22 protein-coding genes are annotated in these 25,941 nt (G+C 70.2%); 10 read left to right on the forward strand and 12 right to left on the reverse strand.

Annotated elements, in window-relative coordinates; translation table 11 throughout:
* Window positions 1-779 precede the first annotated feature (779 nt).
* Entirely contained in the window at window positions 780-2,687 is a 1,908-nt protein-coding gene (locus AC07OX_RS27870) for an ATP-binding cassette domain-containing protein (protein WP_307588082.1), read from the forward strand.
* Between the two features lie 106 nt (window positions 2,688-2,793).
* Window positions 2,794-4,524 (forward strand): phospholipase D family protein, encoded by a 1,731-nt coding sequence (locus tag AC07OX_RS27875; RefSeq protein ID WP_495262922.1) that lies wholly within the window; start codon window positions 2,794-2,796, stop codon window positions 4,522-4,524.
* Between the two features lie 24 nt (window positions 4,525-4,548).
* On the opposite strand, the gene AC07OX_RS27880 is transcribed toward AC07OX_RS27875, so the two are convergent.
* The 4 genes from AC07OX_RS27880 to AC07OX_RS27895 form a co-directional block, all read right to left on the reverse strand.
* On the reverse strand, window positions 4,549-5,484 hold the full coding sequence (locus tag AC07OX_RS27880) for a copper chaperone PCu(A)C domain-containing protein (RefSeq protein WP_495262921.1): 936 nt from the start codon (window positions 5,482-5,484) through the stop codon (window positions 4,549-4,551).
* A 32-nt stretch (window positions 5,485-5,516) separates the two neighbouring features.
* Complete coding sequence (locus AC07OX_RS27885) at window positions 5,517-7,856, reverse strand: TonB-dependent receptor (protein WP_495262920.1); 2,340 nt, start codon at window positions 7,854-7,856, stop codon at window positions 5,517-5,519.
* 86 nt (window positions 7,857-7,942) lie between these two features.
* Window positions 7,943-8,314 carry a DUF2946 family protein gene (locus tag AC07OX_RS27890; protein WP_070063852.1) on the reverse strand — a complete coding sequence of 124 codons (372 nt, stop codon included), beginning with the start codon at window positions 8,312-8,314 and terminating at the stop codon, window positions 7,943-7,945.
* Between the two features lie 11 nt (window positions 8,315-8,325).
* Window positions 8,326-9,582: a TraB/GumN family protein gene (locus AC07OX_RS27895; protein WP_495262919.1), complete on the reverse strand. Its 1,257-nt coding sequence runs from the start codon at window positions 9,580-9,582 to the stop codon at window positions 8,326-8,328.
* A gap of 65 nt (window positions 9,583-9,647) precedes the next feature.
* Between AC07OX_RS27895 and AC07OX_RS27900 the strand changes: the two genes are divergently transcribed.
* Together AC07OX_RS27900 and AC07OX_RS27905 are read left to right on the forward strand one after the other, a co-directional pair.
* On the forward strand, window positions 9,648-10,061 hold the full coding sequence (locus tag AC07OX_RS27900; RefSeq protein ID WP_159274653.1) for a VOC family protein: 414 nt from the start codon (window positions 9,648-9,650) through the stop codon (window positions 10,059-10,061).
* A 74-nt stretch (window positions 10,062-10,135) separates the two neighbouring features.
* Entirely contained in the window at window positions 10,136-11,263 is a 1,128-nt protein-coding gene (locus AC07OX_RS27905; protein WP_495263295.1) for a toxin-antitoxin system YwqK family antitoxin, read from the forward strand.
* A 21-nt stretch (window positions 11,264-11,284) separates the two neighbouring features.
* On the opposite strand, the gene AC07OX_RS27910 is transcribed toward AC07OX_RS27905, so the two are convergent.
* From AC07OX_RS27910 to AC07OX_RS27920, 3 genes are read right to left on the reverse strand one after another with little or no spacing between them, the layout of a single operon-like run.
* A complete protein-coding gene (locus AC07OX_RS27910; RefSeq protein ID WP_062482864.1) occupies window positions 11,285-12,259 on the reverse strand; it encodes a Bug family tripartite tricarboxylate transporter substrate binding protein in 975 nt (324 codons plus the stop codon).
* A gap of 4 nt (window positions 12,260-12,263) precedes the next feature.
* Window positions 12,264-12,500: a hypothetical protein gene (locus AC07OX_RS27915; protein ID WP_495262918.1), complete on the reverse strand. Its 237-nt coding sequence runs from the start codon at window positions 12,498-12,500 to the stop codon at window positions 12,264-12,266.
* Complete coding sequence (locus AC07OX_RS27920; RefSeq protein ID WP_495262917.1) at window positions 12,497-14,248, reverse strand: FAD-dependent monooxygenase; 1,752 nt, start codon at window positions 14,246-14,248, stop codon at window positions 12,497-12,499. Before AC07OX_RS27920 ends, AC07OX_RS27915 begins: the two co-directional genes overlap by 4 nt.
* Before the next feature lie 83 nt (window positions 14,249-14,331).
* On the opposite strand from AC07OX_RS27920, the gene AC07OX_RS27925 reads away from it, so the two are divergent.
* Window positions 14,332-15,129, forward strand: a complete 798-nt coding sequence (locus AC07OX_RS27925; protein WP_369630286.1) for a helix-turn-helix transcriptional regulator — start codon at window positions 14,332-14,334, stop codon at window positions 15,127-15,129.
* Here AC07OX_RS27925 and AC07OX_RS27930 read toward each other — a convergent pair.
* The 3 genes from AC07OX_RS27930 to AC07OX_RS27940 all read right to left on the reverse strand — a co-directional run bounded on the left by AC07OX_RS27930 (window position 15,116) and on the right by AC07OX_RS27940 (window position 18,733).
* On the reverse strand, window positions 15,116-16,243 hold the full coding sequence (locus AC07OX_RS27930) for a zinc-dependent alcohol dehydrogenase family protein (RefSeq protein ID WP_070063846.1): 1,128 nt from the start codon (window positions 16,241-16,243) through the stop codon (window positions 15,116-15,118). The two genes, AC07OX_RS27925 and AC07OX_RS27930, sit on opposite strands and share 14 nt — an antisense overlap.
* Before the next feature lie 38 nt (window positions 16,244-16,281).
* On the reverse strand, window positions 16,282-17,466 hold the full coding sequence (locus AC07OX_RS27935; RefSeq protein WP_495262926.1) for an ABC transporter substrate-binding protein: 1,185 nt from the start codon (window positions 17,464-17,466) through the stop codon (window positions 16,282-16,284).
* Between the two features lie 172 nt (window positions 17,467-17,638).
* Window positions 17,639-18,733 carry a fumarylacetoacetate hydrolase family protein gene (locus AC07OX_RS27940; RefSeq protein ID WP_495262916.1) on the reverse strand — a complete coding sequence of 365 codons (1,095 nt, stop codon included), beginning with the start codon at window positions 18,731-18,733 and terminating at the stop codon, window positions 17,639-17,641.
* Between the two features lie 118 nt (window positions 18,734-18,851).
* Here AC07OX_RS27940 and AC07OX_RS27945 point away from each other — a divergent pair, with 118 nt between their 5' ends.
* Window positions 18,852-20,024 (forward strand): DUF3108 domain-containing protein, encoded by a 1,173-nt coding sequence (locus AC07OX_RS27945; protein WP_495262915.1) that lies wholly within the window; start codon window positions 18,852-18,854, stop codon window positions 20,022-20,024.
* Window positions 20,025-20,133: 109 nt separating this feature from the next.
* A complete protein-coding gene (locus AC07OX_RS27950) occupies window positions 20,134-20,415 on the forward strand; it encodes a BTH_I0359 family protein (protein WP_062478455.1) in 282 nt (93 codons plus the stop codon).
* Window positions 20,416-20,484: 69 nt separating this feature from the next.
* On the opposite strand, the gene AC07OX_RS27955 is transcribed toward AC07OX_RS27950, so the two are convergent.
* Entirely contained in the window at window positions 20,485-21,540 is a 1,056-nt protein-coding gene (locus tag AC07OX_RS27955) for an AbrB family transcriptional regulator (RefSeq protein ID WP_495262914.1), read from the reverse strand.
* 64 nt (window positions 21,541-21,604) lie between these two features.
* On the opposite strand from AC07OX_RS27955, the gene AC07OX_RS27960 reads away from it, so the two are divergent.
* Entirely contained in the window at window positions 21,605-22,423 is an 819-nt protein-coding gene (locus AC07OX_RS27960; protein WP_447747457.1) for a ChaN family lipoprotein, read from the forward strand.
* On the opposite strand, the gene aptA is transcribed toward AC07OX_RS27960, so the two are convergent.
* Window positions 22,407-23,741: an omega-aminotransferase AptA gene (gene aptA, locus AC07OX_RS27965; protein WP_070063840.1), complete on the reverse strand. Its 1,335-nt coding sequence runs from the start codon at window positions 23,739-23,741 to the stop codon at window positions 22,407-22,409. The two genes, AC07OX_RS27960 and aptA, sit on opposite strands and share 17 nt — an antisense overlap.
* 70 nt (window positions 23,742-23,811) lie before the next feature.
* On the opposite strand from aptA, the gene purU reads away from it, so the two are divergent.
* Together purU and AC07OX_RS27975 are read left to right on the forward strand one after the other, a co-directional pair.
* Window positions 23,812-24,669, forward strand: a complete 858-nt coding sequence (gene purU, locus AC07OX_RS27970; protein WP_062478396.1) for a formyltetrahydrofolate deformylase — start codon at window positions 23,812-23,814, stop codon at window positions 24,667-24,669.
* A gap of 23 nt (window positions 24,670-24,692) precedes the next feature.
* Window positions 24,693-25,940, forward strand: a complete 1,248-nt coding sequence (locus tag AC07OX_RS27975) for a S1 family peptidase (protein ID WP_495262913.1) — start codon at window positions 24,693-24,695, stop codon at window positions 25,938-25,940.
* The last annotated feature ends 1 nt before the right edge of the window (window position 25,941 follow it).

The following is a 25,941-nucleotide window of genomic DNA, read 5'->3' on the forward strand; positions in this document are numbered from 1 at the left end:
GACCTCGCGGTCAAGCAAAACTCATAAAAAAAGAATTAAAGTGAACTTCACTTCTATCTCATGAGCGTTTTTAAGTCTTGCGACTTGTTCCGAAGAACTTACGCAATTACCTTCAAACGCCCACGCTTATCGGCTGTAATTTTTTAACGATCACCGAAGCAACTCATCGTTTACTTCGTTTTGCTTTGCTGCGATCAGCGAAGCCTTGTAGTCTAACACGATTTTTTAAGTATCGTCAAACTTTTTTCGCTTTCTTCAACTTCTTTTTTCGCATCCCGAATCTTTCGATTCAAGCTGCTGAAGTTGTTTTCAGCGGAGCCTTCGATTATGCACTGTTTTTCAACACCGCGTCAACTTTCGAAGACTTTTTTCGCTTTCCACTTCTTCTTTCCTGCGACCCAAACCTTTCAGTTCGAGTCGCTGAAGTTGTTTCAGCGAAGCCTTCGATTATGCACTGTTTTTTCAAACCGCGTCAACTTTCGAAGACTTTCTTCACCACCCACAACCAACGCTCCTGAGAGCACCAGTCGCTTCGAACACCAGAGGTATTCAGCAGCGAAGCCCACGAGTATATGACAGATTTCGGCTCGCGCAAGCCAAGCCGAAAGAAACTAGAAGAAGACCTTTGCCGCCCCACTCGCCGCCGGCTCCAAGCCTCTTCCCTGGCTGCCGACGTCTCTCCCAGGGGACTCCAGTCCCTTCTATATAGAGAGCCACAAAGAAGCCTTCTTCCCCAGCCGCCAAGCGCCGTCACCCGCCCCTCCGATAATCCGTGCCACATGGCACTCATCACACTCCTCGACGCGCAGCTCGCGTTCGGTCACGTCCCGCTGCTGGATCATGCGGACTTCTCTCTTCTCGAATCGGAACGCATCGGCCTGATCGGCCGCAACGGCGCCGGCAAGTCGTCGATGCTCAAGATACTGGGCGGGCTGGAAAAGCCCGACGACGGCACGCTCCAGCTGCAGCAGAACCTGCGCGTGGCCTATGTGGCGCAGGAACCCGCGCTGGACATGGATGCGGACGTCTTCACCGCTGCCAGCCAGGGCCTGGGCGAAGTCATCGCCATCCGCGACCTGTACCTCTCCGGTGCGGACGGCCTCGACCTGGACGCCCTGCAGTCCAAGATCGAAGCCTACGACGCCTGGAACTGGGAGCAGCGCGTCGAAGAGACGCTGCACCGCCTCCACCTCGACCGCAATGCGCGCGTCGGCTCCCTCTCGGGCGGCACGCGCAAGCGGGTCGCGCTGGCCCAAGCCCTGGTGGCCGCGCCGGACGTCCTTCTATTAGACGAACCCACCAACCACCTGGACCTCGACTCCATCGAGTGGCTGGAACAGCTGCTGATCGACTTCAAGGGCAGCGTCGTCACCATCACCCACGACCGCAGCTTCCTGAACCGCGTCGCCACCCGCATCGTGGAGCTCGACCGGGGCAAGCTGGGTTCCTACCCGGGCAACTTCGAGCAGTACCTCGTCCAGAAGGAAGAACAGCTCGCCCAGGAAGCGATCATCAGCGCCAAGGCCGACAAGCTGCTGGCGCAGGAAGAGATCTGGATCCGCAAGGGCGTCGAAGCCCGCCGCACGCGCAGCCAGAGCCGCATCACGCGGCTGCAAGAGTTGCGCGCCAGCCGCGCCGCGCGCCGCGAGGTGCAGGGCAGCGTCAACATGGACGTGGCCTCGGGCCAGTCCAGCGGCAAGATCGTGGCCGAACTCACCGACGCCACCAAGTCCTTCGGCGAGAAGACCGTGATCCGCGGTTTCAGCGGCACCATCCTGCGCGGCGACAAGATCGGCCTGCTGGGCCCGAACGGCGCCGGCAAGACGACGCTGCTCAAGCTCATCCTCGGCGAACTCGAGCCCGACAGCGGCAAGATCCGCCGCGGCACCAACCAGCAAGTAGCGTACTTCGACCAGATGCGCGACAAGCTCGACCTCGACGCCACGCTGGAAGACTTCATCAGCCCCGGCAGCGAGTGGATCGAAATCGGCAGCCAGAAGAAACACGTCAAGAGCTACCTGTCGGACTTCCTGTTCTCGCCCGCGCGCGCCAATTCCCCCGTGCGCTCGCTCAGCGGCGGCGAACGCAACCGCCTGCTGCTGGCGCGCCTGTTCGCGCGCCCGGCCAACGTGCTGGTGCTCGACGAGCCGACCAACGACCTGGACATCGACACGCTCGAGCTGCTCGAAGGCCTGCTGCAGGACTACGACGGCACCGTGTTCCTCGTGAGCCACGACCGCACCTTCCTCGACAACGTGGTGACCAGCACGATCGCCTTCGAAGGCGACGGCCGCTGGCGCGAGTACGAGGGCAGCGTGGAAGACTGGCTGATCCAGTCCAAGCGCGCACGCGAGATCGCCGAGCAGCGCCTCGCGTCGGCACCACCGCCGCCTCCAGCCGCCGCACCAGCCCCGGCGCCCGCGGCTACAACCGCCGCAGCCCCCACCGGCGGTCCCCGCAAGAAGCTCTCTTACAAGGAGCAGCGCGAACTCGAAGCCCTGCCCGCGCAGATCGAAGCCCTCGAAACCGAGCAGAAGCGCATCAGCGAAATGCTCGAACTCGACGGCGGCGCCATCTATGCAAGCGACGCCTCGCGCGCGGTCGAGCTGAGCGAGCGCCACGCCAAGATCGACGACGAGCTGCTCGCCGCGCTGGAGCGCCAGGAAGAACTCGGCGCCGGGCGCTGAGCGCCGTCTTCCTGCGCCGGTTGGCCGCCCGTCCCACCCACGGCGGGCGCCAACTCGGCTATACATGCGGCACCGCCTTCCCAAGCCCCCGGAAAGACCCCGCCGCATGCCTTCTTCTTCCTTCCACGCGTTGGTCCGCCGCAGCGTCGCGCTGCTGGCCCTCTTGGTGCTCGGCGCCTGCGCGCAGCTTCCGAAGGACGTGGACCGCCCCGTCTCGACCGCGCTCACCTCGCCCGACGGCACGGCGCTGGCCACGCTGCTGCGGGAGCGCCGCAACGCCGACAAGGCGCGCTTCGATTCCGGCTTCCTGCTGCTGGGCGGCCCGCAGGCCGCCTATGGCAGCCGGCTGGCGCTGATCGAGAACGCGCAGAAGACGCTGGACCTGCAGTACTACGCCATCCACGCCGACGCCAGCACCGGCCGGCTGGTGCGCGGGCTGCGCGCGGCGGCCGAGCGCGGCGTGCGGGTGCGCATCCTGCTGGACGACTTCCACACCATCGGCCGCGACGCGCTGGTGCTCGGCCTGGCCTTCATTCCGAACATCGAGATGCGCCTGTTCAACCCGCTCGCGGGTTCGCGCGGCACCGGCTTCAACCGCATGCTCAACGCCATCGGCGAGGTCTCGCGCATCCAGCAGCGCATGCACAACAAGCTGTTCCTGGCCGACAACGTGATGGGCGTGACGGGCGGGCGCAACCTGGGCGACGCCTACTTCGGCAATGCCATCACCGGCAACTTCGTCGACGTCGACGTGCTGGCGGCCGGCCCGATCGTGCAGGACCTCTCGCGCAGCTTCGACAGCTACTGGAACAACGAGCGCGCCTACCCCGTGCAGTCGCTGGTCTCGCGCGAGGAGTTCCAGCGCATCCGCGACCGCGCGCGCCGCATCGACCAGGAACTCAGCGACGAAGCGGCCGAGGCGCGCAACCAGCCCAAGCCCCCGGACGGCGAGCCGCGCCCCGGCGCCGGCCCCACGCCAGAGCAGCGGGCCCGCGCCTGGGACGAGAAGCCGCTCGATCTGCGCAGCGCCGCCTTCGTCTGGGCCCCGGCCCTGATGCTGGCCGACGCGCCCGGCAAGATCCCGGCCGACAGCGGCCCCGGCGCGGTGCGCAACCCCGACCTCGTGGTGAGCCGGCCCGAGCTGCCCTCGCGCAGCGCCACCGCGCTGGCCGACCTGGCCTCCAGCGGCGACACGGTGGTCGAAGGCCTGCTGCACCTGATCGGCCAGGCGCGCACCGACCTGCTGATCATCTCGCCCTACTTCGTGCCCGGCCCCGACATGCAGCAGGCCTTTGCCGCGGCGCGCGCGCGGGGCGTGCGCATCCGGGTGCTGACGAATTCACTGGCCTCGAACGACGCGCCCATCGCCCACGTCGGCTATGCGCGCCACCGCAAGGCGCTGCTCGCCGCGGGCGTGGAGCTGTACGAACTGCGCAGCGAGCAGGCCGACTTCGGCAATGTGTTCGGCTCCTCGGGCGGCAGCGGCGCGGGCAGCGTCAGCGGCGAATCGCGCGCGATGCTGCACTCCAAGGTGCTGGTGATGGACGGCCGGCTGCTGGTGGTCGGCTCGATGAACTTGGACCTGCGCTCGCAGCTGCAGAACACCGAGATCGCGCTGCTGATCCGCAGCGGCGAACTTTCGCGCATGGCGGCCGAGCAGATCGAGCGCGGCATGCGCGAGCGCGCCTGGCATGTCGAACTCGCGCAGGGCACGCTGGTGTGGCATGCGCCCGAAGGCAGCGGCCTGCAGGACACGGACACCGAGCCCGACGCGAGCGCCACGCTGCGCTTCCTGCTGCGACTGTTCGGGCCGCTGGCGCCGGACCAGTTGCTCTGACGGTCCGGCCAGACCCCGCCGGGGTCAGTGCTTGTGCTGGTGCGCACCGCCCGCCGCGGGCGCGGCAGCAGCGGCGGCGCCTTCCGGCGCACCGACCGGCAGCTTCAGCTCCAGCGTCGTCTTCGCGCCCTTGGCGTCCTCGAACTTCAGGGTCATGGGCACGGTCGCGCCCTTGGTCATGGCGCCCTTCAGGTCCATCAGCATCACGTGGTAGCCGCCGGGCTTGAGCTCGACGGTCTTGCCGGCCGGCAGCTCGAGGCCGCCCGCGAGTTCGCGCATGCGCATGGTGTCGCCTTCCATCTTCATCTCGTGCACCTCGGCCACGCCGGCGGCGGGCGTCGAGATGCCGACCAGCTTCGTGCCCGTGGGCGCGGTGAGTTTCATGAAGGCACCGGTGCCGCTCTGGCCCGGCACCGACTGGCGCACCCAGGCGTCGCGCACGTCGACCGTGGCCATGCCCTGCGCCACCACGTCGAGCTTGGCCGCGGGCTTCTTCAGGCCGGCCGTGGCGCTGCCCGACGCGGGCACTTCGGCCCAGTCGACGCTGCCGACGTCGCAGTCCTGGCGCACCTTGAACCACAGCGGGCCCGGCGCGGCGGGCACCTTGCCGCGCAGCACGAACTCGCCGCGCTCGCTGCCGGGCAGCGCGTTCTGCGGCGTCTCTGCCGTCCAACGCACCTCGCCTTCGGTGCTGCCGGCCTTGGGCGCGTCGAGCTTCCAGCCCTTGCGCGCCTGGGCGTCGGTGAGCACGAAGCCCTTGGGCAGGCGCACCGCGAGGCCGGTGGTGGCCTTGGCGCCTTCGCAGGCGTGGCCGACGCGGAAGGCGGCGTTGTACTCGCTGCCGACGGTCGCGCCGCCCGGGGGCAGGCTCACGTGGGCACCGGCGGCGCCGGCACCGGCACCGGCCAGCAGGGCGCAGGCGGCGAGGATGTGGAAAGTGGGGGTCGAAAGCTTCGTCATGGCGTGTGTCCTTGGAGAGGAAAAAGTGAGGGTCAGAGGTCGAACTTCAGTTCGGCCACGAAGGTGCGTTGCGGGTACGGGTGGAAGGCCCAGTAGGTGCGGTTGTTCAGGTTGTCGATGCCGACGGCGGCGCTCCACTGGCGGTCGATGCGGTAGCGGATGCGCGCATCGACCACGAAGAACTTCGAGAAGCCCATGAAGGCCATGCCGTTCGGGTCGCTGTTGTCGAGCGTGCCGTACTGCCGCCCGCTGTAGCGCGCGCCGACGGTGTAGCTCCACTTCGCGTCGGGCCGGTAGGTGGCGAGCAGCGAGGCGCGCACCTTGGGCACGCGCGGCTGGTCGCGCCCCACGCTGGCCGGGAAGCCGCGGTTGGCGGTGATCTTCGAATCGGTCAGCGTGAGGCTGCCGCCCAGGTCCAGCCCCTGGATGCCCGCGTCGACCGTGTTGATCGCCACCTCCAGCCCGCGCGTGCGGATGGCGTCGACGTTCTGCACGGTGCTCACGAGGTTGCTGAGCGCCTGGGTGTAGAGCGCGTCCTTCGTGTGCTCGAAGAACAGCGTGGTGCGCAGCACGCCGTCGACGCCCCAGCGCTTGAGGTCGCGCTCGGCGCTCAGCTCGGCGGTCCACGAGCGCTCGGGGCGCAGCTCGGGGTTGGTGTTGACGATGCGGTTGCCCTCGATCGAGCCCTGGTAGAGCTCGCTCACGGTGGGCATGCGCACGGCGCGGCCGACCGAGGCCTTGAAGTGCCAGTCGGGCGTGGCCTGCCAGGCGAGCGCGGCCTTGGGCGAGACGAAGCTGTTCTTGCGCGGCGCGAAGTCGAGCAGCCGCGCCGCGTTGCCGAGCTGACCGCCGTACGCCTCCCAGCGCTCGTGGCGCAGCCCCAGCGTGGTCTTCCAGTCTTTGGCGAAGCGCCAGGTGTCCTGCACGTAGAGCGAGCGCAGCCGCGTGTTGCCGTTGAAGGCGGAGAACGGCGACACGGCCGGCCCGCCGATCCAGTCGCGCGTGTTGCCGATGGCGCTGCGCAGCCGCGCGGTGTCCTGCTGGACGCCGAAGTCGACCACGTGCGCGCCCACGCCTTCGGCCGAGCCGGTAGGCCGCCAGGTGCCCGCGGCCTTGAAGGTGTGCCAGCCGGTGCCGCCCATGTCGGTGGTGCGGCCCGGGCCGCCGTAGAAGGCGCCCGGCAGCGCCGTGGTCGGCGTGCGCGAGGTGTCTTTCGCGTAGTCGAACAGGCTCGCCGCCACCTCCCAGTCGAACACGCCGCCCGTGTGACTCTTCACCGAGAGGCCGTGCATGTAGTGCGTGAGCGCCGTCTCGGTCGGCGCGAAGGCCGCCGCCGGTGCGTCGAGGTTGTAGGTGCGTCCGCCGAGGTTCACGCGCCCGCCGTACACCGGCTGGCCGAGCGCATCGCGCAGGTAGGTGTCGGTGCTGCCGTGCGTGGTGTTGTGCCAGGCGCCCAGCGTGTAGGTGGCGCGCACCGTGGGCGAGAAGTCGTAGGCCAGCTTGAGCTTGGCCTGCTCCTGGGTGGTGTCGTAGGCGGTGGTGCCGCCCAGCAGCCACCACGGCTGGTTCGACGGGTTCAGCCCGAGCACCGCGCCGGTGACGGGCGTGCCCGCGCTGCCCACCGTGCCCGCGCTCACAAGCCGGTTGGCGAACGACAGCGACTGCCCCTTGCTGTGGGTGCGCGAGGCGCCGAGCCACCACGACCAGTCGCCGCTGCGGCTGCCCAGCGACAGGTCGAGCTGCTGGCCGCCCGGCGACGAATGGCTGTTGTACAGGTCGAAGTTCGAGGTGAAGCCGCTGAGCTTGACGTGCGCCTCGAGCTGCGTGGGCATGCGCGTCACGTAGTCGACCACGGCGCCCACCGAGTTGCCCGGGTAGGCGGCCGAGAACGGGCCGTAGAGCACGTCGACGCGCTCGATCTCGTCGGGCGACACCATGCCCCAGCGCGGCGCGAAGGTGGCGCCGTTGCCCAGCGGGTTCGACAGCATGATGCCGTCGGCGTAGACCATCGCACGCGCGCTGTTGCCCGTGCCCGAGGCGCGCGTGGCCAGCACCGCGTGGTTGAAGTCGCCGATGTAGCGCTTGCGCACCAGCAGGCTCGGCAGGTACTTGAGCGCGTCTTCGGCGTCGGTCGCGTTGACCGTCTCGGCGATCTGCTCGGCGGTCACGCCTTCGATGGTGGTGGGGATCTGCGTCGGCAGCGAGGTCGGCCGGCCGCCGCTGATGGTGACGGTACCCAGCGTGCGGCCCGGGGCGGCCGCAGCGCCGGCCTCCGGCGGATCAACGTCCGGCGGCGTTTGCTGCTGCGCCCACACCGGCGCGCTGAGGGGAAATGCCATGGCGATCGCCAGGGCGCGGGAGTGCTGCTTCATGGGGAACCGGCTCCACGAACTTCAAGCCAAAGGGACTGCCTGCGCGCACCTGGGGTGCACCGACAGACAGCGCTGTTGCTGATCGCTCAGGCGGAACGCGGGGGCCCACGGGCCGGAAGCGGCGCGGCCGTGGCCGCGGCATGGCGCGCGGCGGGAATGGGTTGAAGCACGCGCCCCAGCGGCAGGGGCGCATCGAACGCGGCCGCCACGGGCGGCGGGGGCGGCGCGCCGGTCAGCACGCACAGCGGGCAGTCCATGTGCGTGGCGCCCATGTCCTGCACGCCATCTTCGGTGTGCACCACCACCTTGATGGTGCCGGCGCCGGAACACACCAGTTCCATCGCCTGCGGATGCACCACCGGCGACGCCACCGCCACGCCCAGCGACAGCACGAACCACAGCAGCACCCAGCGGCCGAGGCGGCCGATCAGGCGGGGGTGGGGGCGCAACGTGTGCATGGCGGTCGCGATTATCGGCGCACTTTGCTGTCGGTGGCCTTGGGGGCGGCACGGGGTGCGGCCTTGCCCTTGGGCGCGGCAGCGGCCTTGGACGCCGGCTTGGCCCCGCCCTTCGCAGCGGCCTTCTGGCCCGTGCCCTTGGCCGCCTTCTGCCCCTTGACGTTCTTGCCGCCGCGCACCGCCTTGCGGGCTGGCGGCTCGGGCGCGGCGAGCGCCGGCATCGGCAGCGCCTGCTGCGCCTGCGCCTCGGTGAGCACCGGCGTCACGCGAAAACCGCGCGCCGCCATCAGCGTGGGCAGGCCCTGCGCGCCGACCATGTGCAGCGCGCCGACCGCGGCGAACGCGCTGCGCCCGCCCGCATGCAAGCGCTCGATGCCGTCGGCCAGCCCGGGGTTGCGGTCGTCGAGCAGGCGCTTCATGAGGCGCTGCTCGGCCGGCGTGTTCAGGCACTCGCACCACTCGGCGTAGCGCGCCAGCCGGGCCGCGTCGCTGCGCGCCCAGACATCGGCCAGCGTCTTGAGCTGGCCGCGCAGCCGGCCCGATTCGAGCTCGTCGAGCATGGCGTCGATCTGCTCGGCCTCCTCCGCTTCGGAGCCGCCGGTGAGCCAGCGCAGCTGGTCGGCGGCGTTCTCGAGCGCGACGATCGGCTTGTTGCTGTTGCGGGCCGAGACGGCCAGCGTCTCGTCGACGCCGAACTCCGCATACAGCCCGTCGGCGCGCGCCGCCAGCGCGGTCAGCGCCGTCACCTGCAGGATGGGCGGCAGCCGGGCGGTCGAGCCCGGCGACACGCAGGCCTCGGCGTTCTGGCGCTCGAGCCGGCGGGCGCGTTCACCGCTGAGCACGCGCGCCACCGCGGCCGGGTCGGCCGGCTGGCTCAGGGCGCGCACCGTGGCGTCGTCGCGCGAATCGAGCTCCAGCGCGAGCGTGTCGCTCTGCGCCAGCGCCTTCTGCACGGTGGGCCCGGGGCGCACCCATTCGCCGCGCCCCAGGTGCAGGGTGCCGTAGAGCCACGAGGTGCGGCCGTCGCGCTCGATGCGCCACAGCAGGCCGCGGTCGATGCCGTTGCGCAGGCCGATGCCGGGCTTCTCCAGGCTGGCGATGGCCGAGGGCGGGCAGGCGGCGGCATGTGCGGCCACCGCGATGAAACAACCACCGACGGCCGCGAAGGCCTGGCGGGTCAGACGTGCAAGAAGGCGCTGGGGCGCCGGCCGGTCGGTGCCGCGCGACAGCAGGCGCAGCGGTGCGACGAGGGCTCGGAGTATCCGCAAGGCGAGCTCCATGATTGAAAGAAAGTCCGGCATTCTCACAGCACCGCTGCCCATAATCCAAAACCATGCAAAGCATCTTTCACCTTGCCTTCCACGTGCGCGACCTGGACGGCGCCCGCCGCTTCTACGGCGACGTGCTGGGCTGCGCCGAAGGCCGCAGCACCGACACCTGGGTCGACTTCGACTTCTTCGGCCACCAGATCTCGCTGCATCGGGGCGAGCCCTTCGCCACCACCCGCACCGGCCGCGTCGGCGACGCGATGGTGCCCATGCCGCACTTCGGCATCGTGCTCGCGCTGCCCGACTGGCAGGCGCTGGCCGGGCGCCTCGAAGCCGCCGGCACCGAGTTCGTGCTGAAGCCGCAGGTGCGCTTCGAAGGCCAGCCGGGCGAGCAGTGGACGATGTTCTTCTGCGACCCCTTCGGCAACCCGATCGAGGTCAAGGGTTTCCGTTCGCTCGACACGCTCTACGACAAGTGACCCTGCGCCCGCCCGTTCCCGCTCTTCGGGCGCCCCGGGCGGCCGCGTCCCTCCTCGGCCCGGCCGCGATCGCATTGGCCGCGCTGCTGGGTACCCCGACGGTCCATGCGCAGCAGGAGTGCGAACTCAACGGCCAGCGCGTGAGCCCCGCCGACGGCAACAGCACCGCCGGCAAGACCGGCCTGATGCGCTGCAAGGACCGCGGCACCGGCGAGCTGCAGCGCGAGCAGCAGGTGCAGAACGGCGTCTTCATGGGCCTGGTGCGCTTCTACGAAAAGGGCAAGCTCGCGCGCGAGCACACCATCAACGCCAAGGGCAACATGCACGGCCGCGCGCGCGAGTTCGCGCCCGGCGGCCAGGTGCTGCGCGACGCCACGTACGACGACGGCCGGGAGCGCGGCCTGGTGCGCAGCTTCTACCCGGGCGGCCAGCTGCGGCGCGCCACCTTCTACCCCGACCGCGGCACCGAGCGCGCCATGGTCGAGTTCACCGAGCGCGGCCAGATGTCGATGCTGCGCTGCGCCGAAGCGCCGGTGCTGGCGCCGGTGGCCGACGATGCCAGGCTGTGCGGCTTCACGGGCGGGCCGTCGAACGTCGACCTGTTCGACGCGCGCGGCACGCTGCGCTCGCGGCTGTCGTACCAGGCGGGCAAGCGCGTGCGCACGCAGGAGTTCTACGACAACGGCAAGCCGTCGGTGGTCGACGAGACCACCGGCAACCGGCGCGTGGAGCGCAGTTTTTCGTCAGAAGGCGTGAAGCGGCGCGAAACCGTGTGGCTGCTGGTCGGGCGCTCGTCGATCCGCCAGCGCGAGCAGGAGTTTTCCGACCGCGGCTCGCTGGTGCGCGACCAGCGCTGGAACGCCGCGGGCGAGCCCCTGAGCGACGACAGCTACCACCTCAACGGCCAGCCGCGCAGCAAGGCCGTCTACAGCGGCGCCGGCAGCGAGCGCACGGTCGACGTGACCGAGTTCTACGACAGCGGCCAGCGCGCCGCGCAGGGCCGCTACCTCGCGCCGGGGCGCGGCCGGCAGGTGCCCGTGGGCACGCACCAGCGCTTCAATGAAAAGGGCGAGCTGCTGGCCGAGTCGAGCTTCGACGACAAGGGCCGCGTGACGCGCGAACGCAGCTGGGACGAGAACGGCGAGCTGCAGCGCGACGACGAAGTCTTCGAAGACGGCTCGCGAAAAGCGTTCGCCCGCTAGGACGAACGCCCCTGGGCGGCATCAGTCCAGCTTGATGCCGGCCTGCTTGATGATCGGGCCCCAGCGCTTCGACTCCGCGCGCGACAGCGCCGCGAACTGCGCCGGCGTGCCGGGCATCGCTTCCATGCCGAAGTCGTCGAAGCGCTTTTGCACGGCCGGCGTGCTGAAGGCCTTGTTCAGGTCGCTGTTGAGCTTGTTCACCACGGCGGCGGGCAGGCCGGCCGGGCCGAGGATGCCCTGGAACGCGAACACCTCGGTGTTGGGCACGCCCACTTCGGCCAGCGTCGGCACGTCGGGCAGGCGCTTGCTGCGCGCGCCCGAGCCGATGGCCAGCACGCGCACCTTGTTGCCCTGCATGATCGGCAGGCCCGAGGCCAGGTCCAGGAACATGCACGGCACCTGGCCGCCCATCACGTCGGCCATGGCCGGCGCCGCGCCGCGGTACGGGATGTGGGTGATGAAGGTGCCGGTGCGCGCCTTGAACATTTCCATCGCCAGGTGGTGCGGCGAGCCGTTGCCGGGCGAGGCGTAGTTGACCTTGCCGGGGTTGGCCTTCACGTAGGCCAGGAACTCCTTGAAGGTCTTGGCCGGGAAGTCCGGGTGCACCACCAGCGCGAGCGGGAACTTGCCGATGGCGCCGATGTAGGTGAAGTCTTTCTCGGGGTTGAACGGCAGCTTGCTGAACAGGTGCTCGTTGAAGGCCAGCACGGCGTTGTCGGCCGAGAGCACCGTGTAGCCGTCGGGCTTGCTCTTGGCGACCAGGTCGGCGCCGATGTTGGTCGACGCGCCGGGGCGATTGTCGACCACGATCTGCTGGCCCAGCGTCTGGCGCATGGCCTCGGCCAGCACGCGCGCGATCACGTCGGTGCCGCCGCCCGCGGGGTACGGCACGACCCACTTGATGAGCTGCGCGGGGTAGTCCTGTGCGTGGGCGAAGGGGGCTGCGGCCACGGCGGCGCCGGAGGCGAGCGTGGCGAGAAGGGTGCGGCGATCCATGAGATCAATCTCCATGTTGTTGTTCGGAAGCGGACAGCGATGGTACGGGCAGCGCGCGCAACGCGTCGGCCAGCGCGGCGCGGCAGCGCGACTCGTCGCCGACCTGCTCGAACAGCAGCAGCGCGAGCCGCGCGAGGAACAGCGATTCGCGTTCGGCGCCGGCCTCGGTGATGGCGCGCGCGCACTCGGCGTACAGGCGGTCGCGGGCGTCGGGATGGAGCGAGGGGGCGGAGGTCGTCATGCGGGAATGTCCTGTGAAGTGGCGACGGCCGCGCGCGCCAGCGCGGCGGGCAGCGCGCCGGCCGGCAGCCGGTGCCAGCGCGCGGCCACGTGGCCGTCGGGGCGCAGCAGATAAACGGCGCCATCTTGCGCGCCGAGCGCTGCGAAGACGGCGGGGGACGCCTGCGCATCGGCGCTGCTGCTGCCCAAGCTGCCGATGGTGCGCACCGCGAAAGGCAAGGCGCCTTGCTGCGCCTGCGCGATGTCGGCGTCGGGCAGCGGCGCCAGGTCCGGCTGCAGCACCAGCAGCGTGAACACCGGGCCGATCCAGTCGGTGAGATGGCCCTGCGCGAGCGGCTGCTCGGGCATCGCCTCGCCCGGCAGCGGGCCGGCGGGCAGCGTGTCGCCCGTGCTCGACAGCGCCGAACCCTCGTAGCGCACGGCCTGCGTCTGGCGCGGGTTGATGAGCTGCGCGATGCCGCGGTGCGCCTCCGACAGCGACAGCGCCGCCTCGCGCAGCAGGTCGAAACCGCGCGAGGGCGGCGACATGAACTCGGTGCTGCGCATCGCACTTTCGGCGTTGATGTGGAAGGCCGCGATGCGCTCCTGCGAGTACGAATCCAGCAGCGCCGGGCCCGACAGGCCCTGGGCCACGAAGGCCAGTTTCCAGGCCAGGTTGTCGGCGTCGTCGAAGCCCGAGTTGAGCCCGCGCACGCCGAAGATCGGCATCGCGTGCGCCGCGTTGCCCGCGAACACGACGCGGCCGTGGCGGTAGCGCTCGAGCGTCATCGCGCCGGCGCGGTACACCGAGGTCCACACCGTCTTCCACGGCAGGTGGCCTTCGCCGATGGCGTCGAGGTGGCGCTGCACGAACTCGGCCACGGCCGCGGGCTGCAGCGCGTCTTCGGTGCTCTGGCCGGCGCGCAGCTGGTAGTCGATGCGCCAGATGTCGTCGGGCTGGCGGTGCATCAGCACGGTCGAGCCGGGGTTCCACGGGGGGTCGAACCAGGCGCGGCGCTCGGTCGGGTGGCCGCTGTGCAGCTCGATGTCGATGATCACGTAGCGGCCTTCGTAGCCGGTGCCCTCCAGCGCCAGCCCGAGCGACTTGCGCACGAAGCTCTGGCCGCCGTCGCAGGCCGCGAGCCACTGGCCGCGCAGGCGGTAGGCGCCCTCGGCGTTGCGCACGTCGAGCGTCACGCCGTCGTTGTCCTGCGCGAGCGCGGTGAGCTCGGTGCCCCAGCGGATGTCGATGAGCCCCGGCGTCGCGGCGTTGCGGCGCTCGATCTCGTCCAGCAGGTACTGCTCGATGTAGTACTGCTCCAGGTTGATCATCGGCGGCAGCTTCTGCTGCGCGGCCTGCGGCATCTCGAAGCGGAACACCTCGGCCGTCTTGTAGAAGCTGCGCCCCACGCTCCACGGCAGGCCCTTGCCCATGAAGGCCGGCAGCGCGCCCAGGCGCTCGACGATCTCCAGGCTGCGGCGCGAGATGCAGGCCGCGCGGCTGCCCACGCAGACCGTGTCGTCGGCTTCGAGCACCACGCAGCGCACGCCGTGGTTGGCGAGCCCCAGCGCCAGCGCCATGCCCACCGGACCGCCGCCCGCGATCACGACGGGGTGGCGGCCGGGCTCCATGCTGTCGGCGCCGAGCGACGGCAGCCGGGGCGCGAAGCGCGTGTAGTGGAAGGCGCCGACCGAGGGCGGCAGCGCGGTCGCGCTGGCTGGCGGCGGCACGGGGCCGGTGGCGGCGTCGGCGGTACGGGTGGTGGTCATGGAACGGGATTGTCCCGATGCACCGCCCGCACCAATGTCATAACTTCGTAGGAGGTATTTACCCTAGCCTCCCTTTGAAACCCATGAAACGCTGGCGCCTCCACCCTGCCGCCGACGCCCAGCTGTCAGCCGCCGTCGTCGGCGATGTGCTGGCGGGCATCGGCACGCCACACCTGGCGGCCAGTTGCCTGGCGGCGATGCACCGCGTGATGCCCGTCACCTTCTGCACCGTGTTCGGCGTCGACGCCACCGGCCGCATCGAGACCGTGTCGGCCGCCAGCAGCTACGGCCACACGGCCGAGCGCACCGCCGAGCGCTACGTGGCGCAGCGCTTCGACCGGCTCGACCCCCACATGGCCTGGCTGGCCGCGCGCAAGCTGCCGAAGCGCGCGCAGCTGTGGATGGGCCACCAGCACGGCGACGAGGTGGCCGACCCCGCCTACCGCGCCGCCTGCTACGGCGACGTGGGCATCCGCGAGCGCAGCTCGGTGCTGTTGCTGCGCCCGAGCGGCCAGCGCGTGGCCGTGAGCTTCTACCGCAGCCTGGCCCAGCCCGAGTTCGGCGACACCGACTTCGGCGTCATCGCCGCCCACGCCACCCTGCTGGCCGACGCCGCCAGCGCCCACAGCCGCAGCGCGGCGGCCGTGCACGAGGCGGCCGCGCCCACCCTCGCCTCGCGGCTGTTGACGCTGAGCCTGCGCGAGCGCGAGGTGATCGGCCACCTGATGGCGGGTCGCACGGCGAAGGAAACGGCGCGCGTGCTGGGCGTGGAGCTCAGCACGGTGCGCACGCATCAGTACCGGGCGTTCCGGCGGTTGGGGATTCGGACGCAGAAGGAGTTGCTGCGGGGTGCGATGCCTGCGGCCGTCACGGCATCGTGACGATCTGCCGGATGGCCTCGCCGCGCTGCAGCCGGTCGAAGCCCTCGTTGATCTCCTCGAGCTTCAGGCGCCCGGTGAGCAGCCGGTCCACGGGCAGCTTGCCCTGGCGGTACAGCGCGATGAAGCGCCCCAGGTCGCGCCGCGGCACGCAGCTGCCGAGGTAGCTGCCCTTGAGCGTGCGCTCCTCGGCCACGAGGTGCCAGACCGGCGTGTTCAGCGTCTGGATGGCGGCGGGCAGGCCCACGGTCACGGTGGTGCCGCCGCGGCGCGTGACCTTGTAGGCGAACTCCAGCGCCTTGGCCGAGCCCACCATCTCGAGCGCATGGTCGACGCCGCCCTCGGTCATGTCGCGCAGCCGCTTGGCCGCGTCGGGGTCGCTGGCGTTGACGCTGTCGGTGGCGCCCAGCGCGAGGGCGAAGTCGAGCTTGTCCTGCGCCAGGTCGACCGCGATCACGCGCGCGGCGCCCGCGGCCAGCGCGCCCATGAGCGCGGCCAGCCCCACGCCGCCGAGCCCGACCACGGCCACGGTCTGGCCCGGCCGCACCTGCGAGGTGTTGACCACGGCGCCGACGCCCGTCACCACCGCGCAACCGAACATGGCCGCAATTTCCAGCGGCAGCTCGCGATCGATCTTGTGCAGCGAGCGGCGCGACACCGTCGCGTACTCGGCAAAGGCCGACACGCCCACGAAGTGGTCCATCGGCTCACCGCGGTACGACAACCGCCGCGCGCCGCCCAGCAGCGTGCCCGCCACGTTGGCCGCGCCGCCCGGCTCGCACAGTGCGGGGCGACCCTCGGCGCAGGGCGCGCAATGGCCGCAGCTCGGCACGAACACCAGGATCACGTGGTCGCCCGGCGCCAGGTCGGTCACGCCCTCGCCCAGCGCCTCGACCACGCCGGCCGCCTCGTGGCCCAGCACGATCGGCGTGCGGCGCGGCCGGTCGCCGTTGAGGATCGACAGGTCCGAGTGGCACAACCCCGCGGCCGCGATGCGCACCAGCACCTCGCCGGGGCCGGGCGGCGCCAGCTCGACCTCCTCGATCTCGAGCGGTCGGCTCTGGGCATAGGGCGCGGGGGCGCCGAGGCGCTGCAGGACGGCGGCACGGACTTTCATGGGGACTCCTTCGGTTCGTTCGTCAGGCAATCAGGCGATCAGGACTTCGCTGCGGCAACCAGCGGGCACTTGCTCTTCGACAAGGGCTGGAAGGCCTTGTCGCCGGGGATCGTGGACAGCACCGTGTAGTAGTCCCACGGGTACTTCGACTCGGCGGGCTTCTTCACGCTCACCAGATACATGTCGTGCACCATGCGGCCGTCGGTGCGGATCGTGCCGCCCTGCGCGAAGAAGTCGTTCACGGGCATCGCCTTCATCTTCGCGGCCACGGTGGCGCCGTCGTCGGTGCCCGCGGCCTGCACCGCCTTCAGGTAGTGCGTGACCGCCGAGTAGGCGCCGGCCTGGATCATCGAAGGCATCTTCTTCATGCGCTCGAAGTAGCGCCGCGCCCAGGCCCTCGACTCGGGCGTGCGGTCCCAGTAGAAGCCGGTGGCGAAGGTCATGCCCTGCGCCTGCGCCAGGCCCAGCGCATGCACGTCGTTGATGAACATCAGCATCGGCACCACGCGCTGCTTGGGCGACACGCCGAACTGCCGCGCAGCCTTGACGGCATTGACTGTGTCGCTGGTGGCGTTGGCCAGCGCGATGGTGTCGGCCCCCGAGGCCTGCGCCTGCAGCACGTACGACGAGAAGTCGCTCGCGTTGAGCGGGTGGAACACGCTGCCGATCACCTTGCCCTGCAGCTCGCCAACGAACTCGGTCATGTTGGCGGCCATGGCCTTGCCGAAGGCGTAGTCCACGCCGAGCAGGAACCAGGTCTTGCCGCCCTGGCGGCTCACGCCCTGCGCGGCGCCGTTGGCCAGCGCATAGGTGTCGTAGGTGTAGTGGACCGAGGTCGGCGCGCAGGCTTCGTTGGTGAGCGCCACCGAGGCGCCGCCGGTGTTGATCGACAGCTTCTGCCGCTCGCGCGCCAGGTTGACCACCGACAGCGCCACGGCCGAGTTGTTCATGTCGAAGATGGCATCGACGCCGTCGCGGTCGTACCAGGTGCGTGCCAGCGAGGCGCCGATGTCGGCCTTGTTCTGGTGGTCGCCCGAGACCAGTTCGATGGGCCGCCCGAGCACCTTCCCGCTGAAGTCCTCGATGGCCATGCGCGCGGCCTCGACCGAGCCGCGTCCCGCGGTGTCGGCGTACAGGCCCGACATGTCCGACAGCACGCCCACGCGCACCTTGTCGTCGCTGAGCTTCTGGGCGGCGGCCTGCCCGGCCAGCGCCATGCCCATCCCCACCCATGCGCACAACGCGCGCCCCGCCAGCTTCGGCATGCCCATGGACCTGTCTCCTTGCAGTGAACGGATCGCTGCATCCTAGGCAGCGCCCACCGCGCAGGGTTGGGCTTTGCGGAACGGGGGCTTCCGGCCAGCCGAACGGGGAGAAACCCCGACAGGGCCCGCGTCAGCCTTCGGCGGCGGGTTCCGGCGCGGTGCCGGTGTCGGTTCCGGCCTGCGGCTTGGTGAGCGACACCGGCGCCTCCACCGGCCGCCCCGCCGTCGACACGATCTCCTGGTCGATCGCGCCGAACAGCGAGCGCCCGTCCAGTCCCTTCATCTCGATGCGGATGGTGTCGCCGAACTTCATGAAGTCGGTGGCGGGCGCGCCGTCCTGGATGGTTTCGATGCAGCGCTTCTCGGCGATGCACGAGTAGCCCTTGGGCCATTCCATGCGGCCGTTCTTCTCGACGCCCTTGTTGCTCACGGTGCCGCTGCCGACGATGCTGCCGGCGCGCACGTTGCGGGTCTTGGCGATGTGGGCGATGAGCTGGCCGAAGTGGAAGGTCATCTCGGGGCCGGCGTCGCACAGGCCGACCTTGCGGCCGTTCCAGCTGCTTTGCAGCGCCAGGTGCACGCGCCCTTCCTGCCAGGCCTCGCCGAGCTCGTCGAGCGTGACGGCCACGGGGCTGAAGGCGGTGGCGGGCTTGCTCTGGAAGAAGCCGAAGCCCTTGGCCAGCTCGGCCGGGATGAGGTTGCGCAGGCTCACGTCGTTGGCCAGCATCACGAGGCGGATGCCGTCCAGCGCCTGCTCGGGCGTGGACCCCATCTTCACGTCGCCGGTGACGACGGCGATCTCGGCCTCGAAGTCGATGCCCATGGCCTCGCTGGGCACGATCACGTCGTCGACCGGGCCCAGGAAGTCGTCGCTGCCGCCCTGGTACATGAGCGGGTCGGTGTAGAAGCTCTCGGGCACTTCCGCGTTGCGCGCCTGGCGCACCAGCTCGACGTGGTTCAGGTAGGCCGAGCCGTCGGCCCACTGGTAGGCGCGCGGCAGCGGCGCCATGCACTGGGCCGGGTCGAAGGGAAAGGCGTGGCGCGCGCGGCCGTGGTTGAGGGCGTCGTACAGGTCCTGCAGCTGCGGGCTCATGAAGCCCCAGTCGTCCAGCACCTGCTGCAAGCGGCTCGCGATGCCGGTGGCGTAGTGGACGAGCGTGAGGTCGCGCGAGACGACGACCAACTGGCCGTCGCGCGAGCCGTCCTTCAGGGTGGCGAGTTTCATGGTGCGGGCGTGAGCAAGAAAAAGGGCGCGGCGCCGCGCCCACTAAACTGGTTGAACGGGCGGCAGTGTACCGAGTGGACTTCGTGAACCTCGGCGCCGCAACCCACTCCACACACCCATGTCGACGCACGTCGCGCCCCCACCGCTGTCCCTGGGCCTGCCCGGGCGCCCGTCCTGGCGCGCGCTCGCGGGGCTGACGCTGGCGGTGGCGCTGGCGCACCTGCTGCTGCTCGGGCTGGCGCCGATGGCCATCGGGCCGGAGCCCTCGCCGCTGGCCAGCAAGTTCATCACGCGCACGATCGTGATCGCGCCGCCCGCGGCGGAAGCTCCGGCTGCACCGGCCGCCGCGCCGGTCGCGGCCAAGCCGCCACCACCGGCCAAGCCCCGGCGTCCGCGCGAGGCCTCGGTGCCCCGCCCCAAGCCGGCCCCGGCGCCCGTGCCGGACGCGCCGGCCCAGACGCCGCCCCCGGAAACGCCCGACCAGACCGCGCAAGCCGCTACAGATTCAGGAGCAACCGCCCCCGAGACACCGGCCAGCGCCCCGGCCGCCGCCACCGGCACCACGGCCGGTGGCACGCAGGGCGGCACGACCACGGCCGGCAGCGGCGCCTCGGGCACCATCGCCGGCACCCAGGCACTGCGGATTCCGGGCTCGGTCACGCTCGATTTCGAAGCCACGGGCCAGAAGGGCGCCTCGCCGCAGCGCGGCGTGTTCGGCGAGCTGGTCTGGCTGCAGGACGGCAGCCGCTACGACGGGCGGCTCACGCTCAAGGCGGTGTTCTTCACCCTGCTGAACTGGCACAGCACCGGCAAGATCGGCCCCTCGGGCCTGGAACCCGAGCGCTACTCGGAAAGCCGCAAGGCCGAGGTGGCCTCGCATTTCGCGCGCGACCAGGGGCAGATCATCTTCAGCAACAACGCGCCCCCCGTGCCCCTGCAGCCGGGTGCGCAGGACCGCATGAGCGTCATGATGCAGCTGGGCGGCCTGCTGGCGGCCAGCCCGGGGCGGTACCCGGCCGGCACCCGGATCTCGGTGCAGACGGTGGGCGTGCGCGACGGCGATGTCTGGGTCTTCGAGGTCGGCGACGAGGAGCAGCTGAGCCTGCCGGCCGGCGAATTCACCACGCGCAAGCTCACCCGCACGCCCCGCAAGGATTTCGACCGGAAACTGGAGCTCTGGCTGGCGCCGCGCTACGGCTACCTGCCCGTGCGCATCCGCCAGACCGAGGCAAACGGCGATTTTGCTGACGCCCAATTGCGCAAACCCCTACCCGAAGCGCCCGCCAATTGAGGCAAAAAGACTCACATATCAACGGCGCGACGACAACTGTTCTTGAAACTGGCGCGTTGATTGCTATCTAACCCTCATGAACGCCATCGACATCCTCACAGGGCCCGCCATGAACATGCTTTACGACTCCGAGTCCTTCGTCGTCGTGCACGTGCAGCCGAACGACGGCGACGAGCCCAGCACGACGCCCAACGGCCCCGTGCTGGAACGCCACGGCTTCGAGATCGTCGACAAGCGATCGGGCAAGGAGGTGTACCTCGACGGCTCCTGGGCCGAACTGTTCCAGCAGCAGATCGCCGCCTGGCAGCTCAACACGCCCACGCAGGAAGAAGTCGAGGATACGCTCGAGGGCTACGCCGAGCTGGCGCACACGCCGGTGCTGGTGCACTGAGCGGCCTGCCTCGCCCGAACGAAAAAAGCGCCCCGCGGGGCGCTTTTTCTTTGGCGGTGTACTGCGCCGTCAGCGCTCGGTCCAGCGGTACATCGGCCCCACGATCAGCAGCACCGCCACCAGCCGGCACACCTGGAAGGCCGTGACCACCGGCACGCCCAGCTGCAGCACCTTGGCCGTGATCGACATCTCGGCGATGCCGCCGGGCGAGGTGCCCAGGATCATCGTCGCAGGGTGCAGCCCCGTCGCCCCGGCCAGCAGCCAGGCCGCGCCGGCGCACAGCACCAGCATGCCGACCGTGCCCAGCGCCACCGAGCCGAGCCAGCGCGGCGCCGTGTGCAGGAACTCGCGGCTGAAGCGCACGCCCAGGCTCACGGCAATCACCAGCTGCGCGGTGTTCGACAGCCAGGTCGGCACCGCCGACAGCGACTGCCCCGCGACCGTGAAGCCCATGGCCACCAGCAGCGGCCCCATGAACCACGGGTTGGTGCGGCCCAGCGCCCGCATCACGAGCCCGCCCGCGCCGGTGGCCAGCGCCAGCAGGGCCAGCCCGGCCGGATTCACCTCGCGCACGCCGGGCGGGTTGATCTCCAGGCCGTGCAGCCCGCTCCACTGCATCGCGAACGGGATCGTCACCGTCACCACCATCAGCCGCAGGCTGTGCGCGGCGGCCACGAGGTCGGTGCGCGCGCCGGCCGATTCGGCCAGCAGCGTCATCTCCGAAGCGCCGCCGATGGCGCCTGCGAAGTAAGTCGTGGCTCTCATGGATTTCGCCGGCACATGCGGCATGCGCGCCGCATGCACGCGGTGCAGCCAGCGGCCGAACGCCCAGCCCAGCAGCAGCGCCCAGCCGATGGCCAGCAGGATCGCCCACCACACGCCGGCCACCAGCGTCACCACCTGCGGCGTGAAATACAGGCCCAGCGCGGTGCCGATGACCCACTGTCCCAGGTTGCGCAGCGGCGTGTGGCTCGCGGTCGGCTGGCCGGCGATCGAGGCCAGCGACACCGCGAACAGCGGGCCGATCATCCAGGGCAGCGGGGTGTGCAGGGCGACACAGGCGAGTGCGGCGGCCAGCGCCAGCAGCAGCGTGGCCAGCACGCGAAGGGGAAAACGAAAGGACACGGGCAGAGAAAGCAGCGGAAAAGGACGACAGCCCGGTGCAGGGCGCCGGGCATAGTATGGCGGGATGCCTCCTCGCCCTTCCCGTGCTTCCCGGTTCCTCGCGCCCCTGGTCGCCGCCGCCCTGCTCGCCGGCTGCGCCGCGCTGTCCGCCGAGGCGCCCGTCGCGCGCCGCGTGGCGGCGCTGCTGCCGGCCGATGCCCTGCTGCTCGGCGAGCAGCACGACGCCCCCGAACACCACGCGCTCGAGCGCGAAACCGTGCAGGCCCTGGCCGAGCGCGGCCAGCTCGCCGCGCTGGCGCTCGAGATGGCCGAGGAAGGCCGCAGCAGCGCCCGCCTGCCCGCCACCGCGACCGACGCGCAGGTGCAGACCGCCCTCGGCTGGAACGACAAGGCCTGGCCCTGGACGCGCTACGGCCCCACGGTGATGACGGCCGTGCGCGCCGGCGTGCCGGTGGTCGGCGCCAACCTGCCGCGTGCGCGCATGAAGGACGCGATGGCCGACGTCTCGCTCGACGTGCAGCTCAACGGCGAGGCCTATGCCGCGCAGCAGGAGGCCGTGCGCGAGGGCCACTGCAAGCTGCTGCCCGAATCGCAGATCGGCCCCATGACGCGCATCCAGGTCGGGCGCGACCGCGCCATGGCGCAGGCGCTGGTGAAGGCCCGGCAGCCGGGCAAGACGGTGGTGCTGATTGCCGGCGCGGGCCACGTCACCAAGGTGCTGGGCGTGCCGCAGCACCTGCCGACCGACGTGTCGGTGAAGACGGTCCACCTGCAGGCCGGCGGCCCGGCCGAGGACGACACCGACGCCTACGACGCTACCTGGCGCACGCCGGCGCTGCCGCCGGTGGACTACTGCGCGGGCGTGCTCAGGCGAACTTCCTGATCGAATCCGCCAGCGTGTTGACCAGCGTGTCGATGTGCTGCTTCTCGACGATGTAGGGCGGCGCGATCACCAGCACGTCGCCCGCGGGCCGCACCAGCGCGCCCTTGTGGAAGCAGTCGAGGAAGACCTCGTAGGCGCGCTTGCCCGGCGACCCGGCGATGGGCGCGAGCTCCACGGCCGCCGCCAGGCCCAGGCTGCGGATGCCCACCACGTTCGGCAGCCCCTTGAAGGTGCTGTGGAAGGCATCGCCGAGCACCTTGCCCATTTCGCCGGCGCGCGCGAACAGGTTCTCTTCCTTGAACAGGTCGAGCGTGGCAATGGCGGCGGCGCAGGCCACCGGATGGCCCGAGTAGGTGTAGCCGTGAAAGAACTCGACCACGTGCTCGGGCGCATCCGTCTTCATCATCGCGTCGTAGAGCTTGTCGCGGCAGATCACGCCGCCCAGCGGAATCACGCCGTTGGTCACGCACTTGGCGAAGTTCAGCATGTCGGGCACCACGCCGAAATAGTCCGACGCGAAGTTGGTGCCCATGCGCCCGAAGCCGGTGATGACCTCGTCGAAGATCAAGAGGATGCCGTGCTTGTCGCAGATCTCGCGCAGGCGCTTCAGGTAGCCCTGGGGCGGCAGGTACCAGCCGGCCGAACCGGCCACCGGCTCCACGATGATCGCGGCCACGTTGCTCGGGTCGTGCAGCGGCAGGATGCGGGTTTCGAGCTCGACCAGCGGGTCTTCGGTCCACACCGGCTCCGCGTTGTGGATGTAGGCATGGTTCACCGGGTCGTGGATGAAACGCATGTGGTCCACGCGCGGCAGGAAGGCCGAGCCGAACACCTTGCGGTTGCCGGGGATGCCGCCCACCGACATACCGCCGAAGCCCACGCCGTGGTAGCCCTTCTCGCGGCCGATGAACACGTTGCGGTGGCCTTCGCCGCGCGCGCGGTGGTAGGCCAGTGCCACCTTCATGGAGGTGTCGGCGGCCTCGGAGCCCGAGTTGCAGAACAGCACCTTGTTCAGGTCGCCCGGGGCCAGCGCGGCGATCATCTCGGCCGCCTTGAAGGCCTTGTCGTTGCTGACCTGGAAGGCGGTGGCGTAGTCCAGCGTGTCCAGCTGCTTCTTGATCGCCTCGTTGATCGGCTTGCGGTTGTGGCCCGCGCCCACGCACCACAGCGAGGAGATGCCGTCGACCACCTTCTTTCCGTCGTGCGTGGTGAACGTCATGCCGTCGGCCGCCACGAAAACCCGCGGGTCCTTCTTGAAATGGCGGTTGGGCGTGAAGGGCAACCACTGGTTGTCCATGTTGAAGTCCTGGAAGGCCATGTCTCGCTCCTGCGGTTATGTGGGGAGGGAAAATCGCGATTCTGGCACCCCTGCCACAATCCTGCCCCTGATGACGACCACTACGCCTGCCTACATCCTGAACCTCTCCTGTCCCGACCGGACGGGCATCGTGCACGCCGTGTCGGGCTTCCTGCTCGAGCGCGGCGCCAACATCGAAGAGGCCGCCCAATACAACGACCACGGCACCGGCCTGTTCTTCATGCGCGTGCGCTTCGCCTGCGGCGACCACAGCGAAGCCGTGCTGCGCGAGGAGCTGAAGGCCTTCGCCACCGGCTTCGGCATGAGCCTGCAGCTGCACGCCGCCGCCGACCCGATGAAGACCGTGATCCTGGTCAGCAAGGAAGGCCACTGCCTGAACGACCTGCTGTTCCGCTGGAAGAGCGGCCTGCTGTCGATCGACGTGCGCGCCATCATCTCGAACCACCGCGACTTCTACCAGCTGGCTGCCAGCTACAACGTGCCCTTCCACCACATCCCGGTGACGGCCGCGACAAAGGCGCAGGCCGAGGCCAAGCAGCTGGAGATCATCGAGGCCGAGGGCGCCGAACTCGTGGTGCTCGCGCGCTACATGCAGATCCTGAGCAACGACCTGTGCAAGAGCCTGGCCGGCCGCGCGATCAACATCCACCACTCGTTCCTGCCCAGCTTCAAGGGCGCCAAGCCCTACTACCAGGCGCATGACCGCGGCGTGAAGCTGATCGGCGCCACCGCCCACTACGTGACGGCCGACCTCGACGAAGGCCCGATCATCGAGCAGGACGTGGCCCGCGCCGACCACACCGACACGGTCGAAGACCTCACGGCCCGTGGCCGCGACACCGAAAGCCAGGTGCTGGCCCGCGCCGTGAAGTGGCACAGCGAGCACCGCGTGCTGCTGAACGGCCACCGCACGGTCGTGTTCCGCTAACCAACCTCCATCGCCGCTTCCAGATGCGCCTGCAGCTCCAGCTTTTCGCCCTTGCTGCCGCTCTGGCAGCGCCCGCCACCTTCGCCCAGGACGCCCGCGCCGGCGGCGCCCCGCTGGCGCCCGACGCGCTGTTCGCGCGCATCTCGCCCAGCGTCTGGGTGGTGCAGGCCAGCGACGCCCAGGGCAAGGTCCTGGCCACCGGCAGTGCAGTGGCCACCGGCCCGGGCACGGCCGTCACCAGCTGCAAGCTGCTGGCCAAGGCCAGCGCCGTGGCGCTGCGCCGCGACAACGTGAGCTACGGCGCCGTGCTGGAGCACCCGGACGTCGAGCGCGACCTGTGCCAGTTGCGCATCGCGAACCTCGTGTCGCCGACCCTGGGCGTCGTGCCCGCGGGGGCGCTGCAGGTCGGGATGCCGCTGTACGTCATCGGATCGCCGCGCGGGCGCGAGCTCACGCTCGGCATCTCCATGCTCGGCGGCGTGCGCCGCAACGCCGCGGGCGCGCTCGAGTCGCTGCAACTGGCCACGCCGACCGAGGCGGGCCTGGCCGGTGCCGGCCTGTTCGATGCGCAGGGTCGCCTGGTGGGCCTCGTCGCCGGATCGGCCCCGGCGACCCTCGCCATGCCGGCCGCATGGATCGCGGAACTGCCGACGCGCGGCCAGCGGGCCATCGAGCGCCTCGCCTCGCAGCCCGCGCCGGCCAGCGTGTCGCTGCAGCGCCCGAGCCTCGTGGAGTACCAGCTGCACGACCGCCTCACCAACACGTACCGCAAGGTGATCTACCGCGCGGACACGGCCACCACCTCGGACGACCGGCTCAGCTTCAACAACGGCGGCTGGATCGAGAAGCCGGGCGGCGAGGTGATCGGCGTCACGACGGCCGTGGGCGGCGAGTTCGACAGCGTCATGCCGCCGGGCGGCTGGGCCCGGCCGACCCTGGAACAGGACGCCGCCTGGGCGACGGAATACGACGCCACCATGGGCGGCACGCGCATCAAGATGGACCTGCGCGCCAACGTGGTGGACGACGCCGCCATGCTGCCGGTCAACGGCCGCGAGATGAAGGTGGTGAAGATCGACTACCGTGGCCACACCCAGCGCTTCGCGAACGCGGGCGCTTGGAGCGGCAACCAGTACGGGACCTACCGCGCCAGCGTGTGGTTCTCGCCGGAGCTGGGCCGCGTCGTCCGCTTCGAAGTGCAGACGCGCGGCGGTGCGAGCGGCGGCGCGTTCCAGGTCAGCGAAGTGCTCGAGCTGGTGAGCATCCGCTAGC

This window comes from Variovorax sp. GW821-FHT09D07, from assembly GCF_059416345.1.

What these genes read in the sequence shown, in the direction of transcription:
- AC07OX_RS27940 (WP_495262916.1), bottom strand. Translation starts at nt 18,733, where the DNA reads ATGAAACTCGCCACCCTGAAGGACGGCTCGCGCGACGGCCAGTTGGTC.
- AC07OX_RS27960 (WP_447747457.1), top strand. Translation starts at nt 21,605, where the DNA reads ATGCCTCCTCGCCCTTCCCGTGCTTCCCGGTTCCTCGCGCCCCTGGTC.
- purU (WP_062478396.1), top strand. Translation starts at nt 23,812, where the DNA reads ATGACGACCACTACGCCTGCCTACATCCTGAACCTCTCCTGTCCCGAC.
- AC07OX_RS27930 (WP_070063846.1), bottom strand. Translation starts at nt 16,243, where the DNA reads ATGAAAGTCCGTGCCGCCGTCCTGCAGCGCCTCGGCGCCCCCGCGCCC.
- AC07OX_RS27870 (WP_307588082.1), top strand. Translation starts at nt 780, where the DNA reads ATGGCACTCATCACACTCCTCGACGCGCAGCTCGCGTTCGGTCACGTC.
- aptA (WP_070063840.1), bottom strand. Translation starts at nt 23,741, where the DNA reads ATGGCCTTCCAGGACTTCAACATGGACAACCAGTGGTTGCCCTTCACG.
- AC07OX_RS27945 (WP_495262915.1), top strand. Translation starts at nt 18,852, where the DNA reads ATGTCGACGCACGTCGCGCCCCCACCGCTGTCCCTGGGCCTGCCCGGG.
- AC07OX_RS27900 (WP_159274653.1), top strand. Translation starts at nt 9,648, where the DNA reads ATGCAAAGCATCTTTCACCTTGCCTTCCACGTGCGCGACCTGGACGGC.
- AC07OX_RS27890 (WP_070063852.1), bottom strand. Translation starts at nt 8,314, where the DNA reads ATGCACACGTTGCGCCCCCACCCCCGCCTGATCGGCCGCCTCGGCCGC.
- AC07OX_RS27885 (WP_495262920.1), bottom strand. Translation starts at nt 7,856, where the DNA reads ATGAAGCAGCACTCCCGCGCCCTGGCGATCGCCATGGCATTTCCCCTC.
- AC07OX_RS27920 (WP_495262917.1), bottom strand. Translation starts at nt 14,248, where the DNA reads ATGACCACCACCCGTACCGCCGACGCCGCCACCGGCCCCGTGCCGCCG.
- AC07OX_RS27915 (WP_495262918.1), bottom strand. Translation starts at nt 12,500, where the DNA reads ATGACGACCTCCGCCCCCTCGCTCCATCCCGACGCCCGCGACCGCCTG.
- AC07OX_RS27935 (WP_495262926.1), bottom strand. Translation starts at nt 17,466, where the DNA reads ATGGGCATGGCGCTGGCCGGGCAGGCCGCCGCCCAGAAGCTCAGCGAC.
- AC07OX_RS27875 (WP_495262922.1), top strand. Translation starts at nt 2,794, where the DNA reads ATGCCTTCTTCTTCCTTCCACGCGTTGGTCCGCCGCAGCGTCGCGCTG.
- AC07OX_RS27925 (WP_369630286.1), top strand. Translation starts at nt 14,332, where the DNA reads ATGAAACGCTGGCGCCTCCACCCTGCCGCCGACGCCCAGCTGTCAGCC.
- AC07OX_RS27975 (WP_495262913.1), top strand. Translation starts at nt 24,693, where the DNA reads ATGCGCCTGCAGCTCCAGCTTTTCGCCCTTGCTGCCGCTCTGGCAGCG.
- AC07OX_RS27910 (WP_062482864.1), bottom strand. Translation starts at nt 12,259, where the DNA reads ATGGATCGCCGCACCCTTCTCGCCACGCTCGCCTCCGGCGCCGCCGTG.
- AC07OX_RS27880 (WP_495262921.1), bottom strand. Translation starts at nt 5,484, where the DNA reads ATGACGAAGCTTTCGACCCCCACTTTCCACATCCTCGCCGCCTGCGCC.
- AC07OX_RS27950 (WP_062478455.1), top strand. Translation starts at nt 20,134, where the DNA reads ATGAACATGCTTTACGACTCCGAGTCCTTCGTCGTCGTGCACGTGCAG.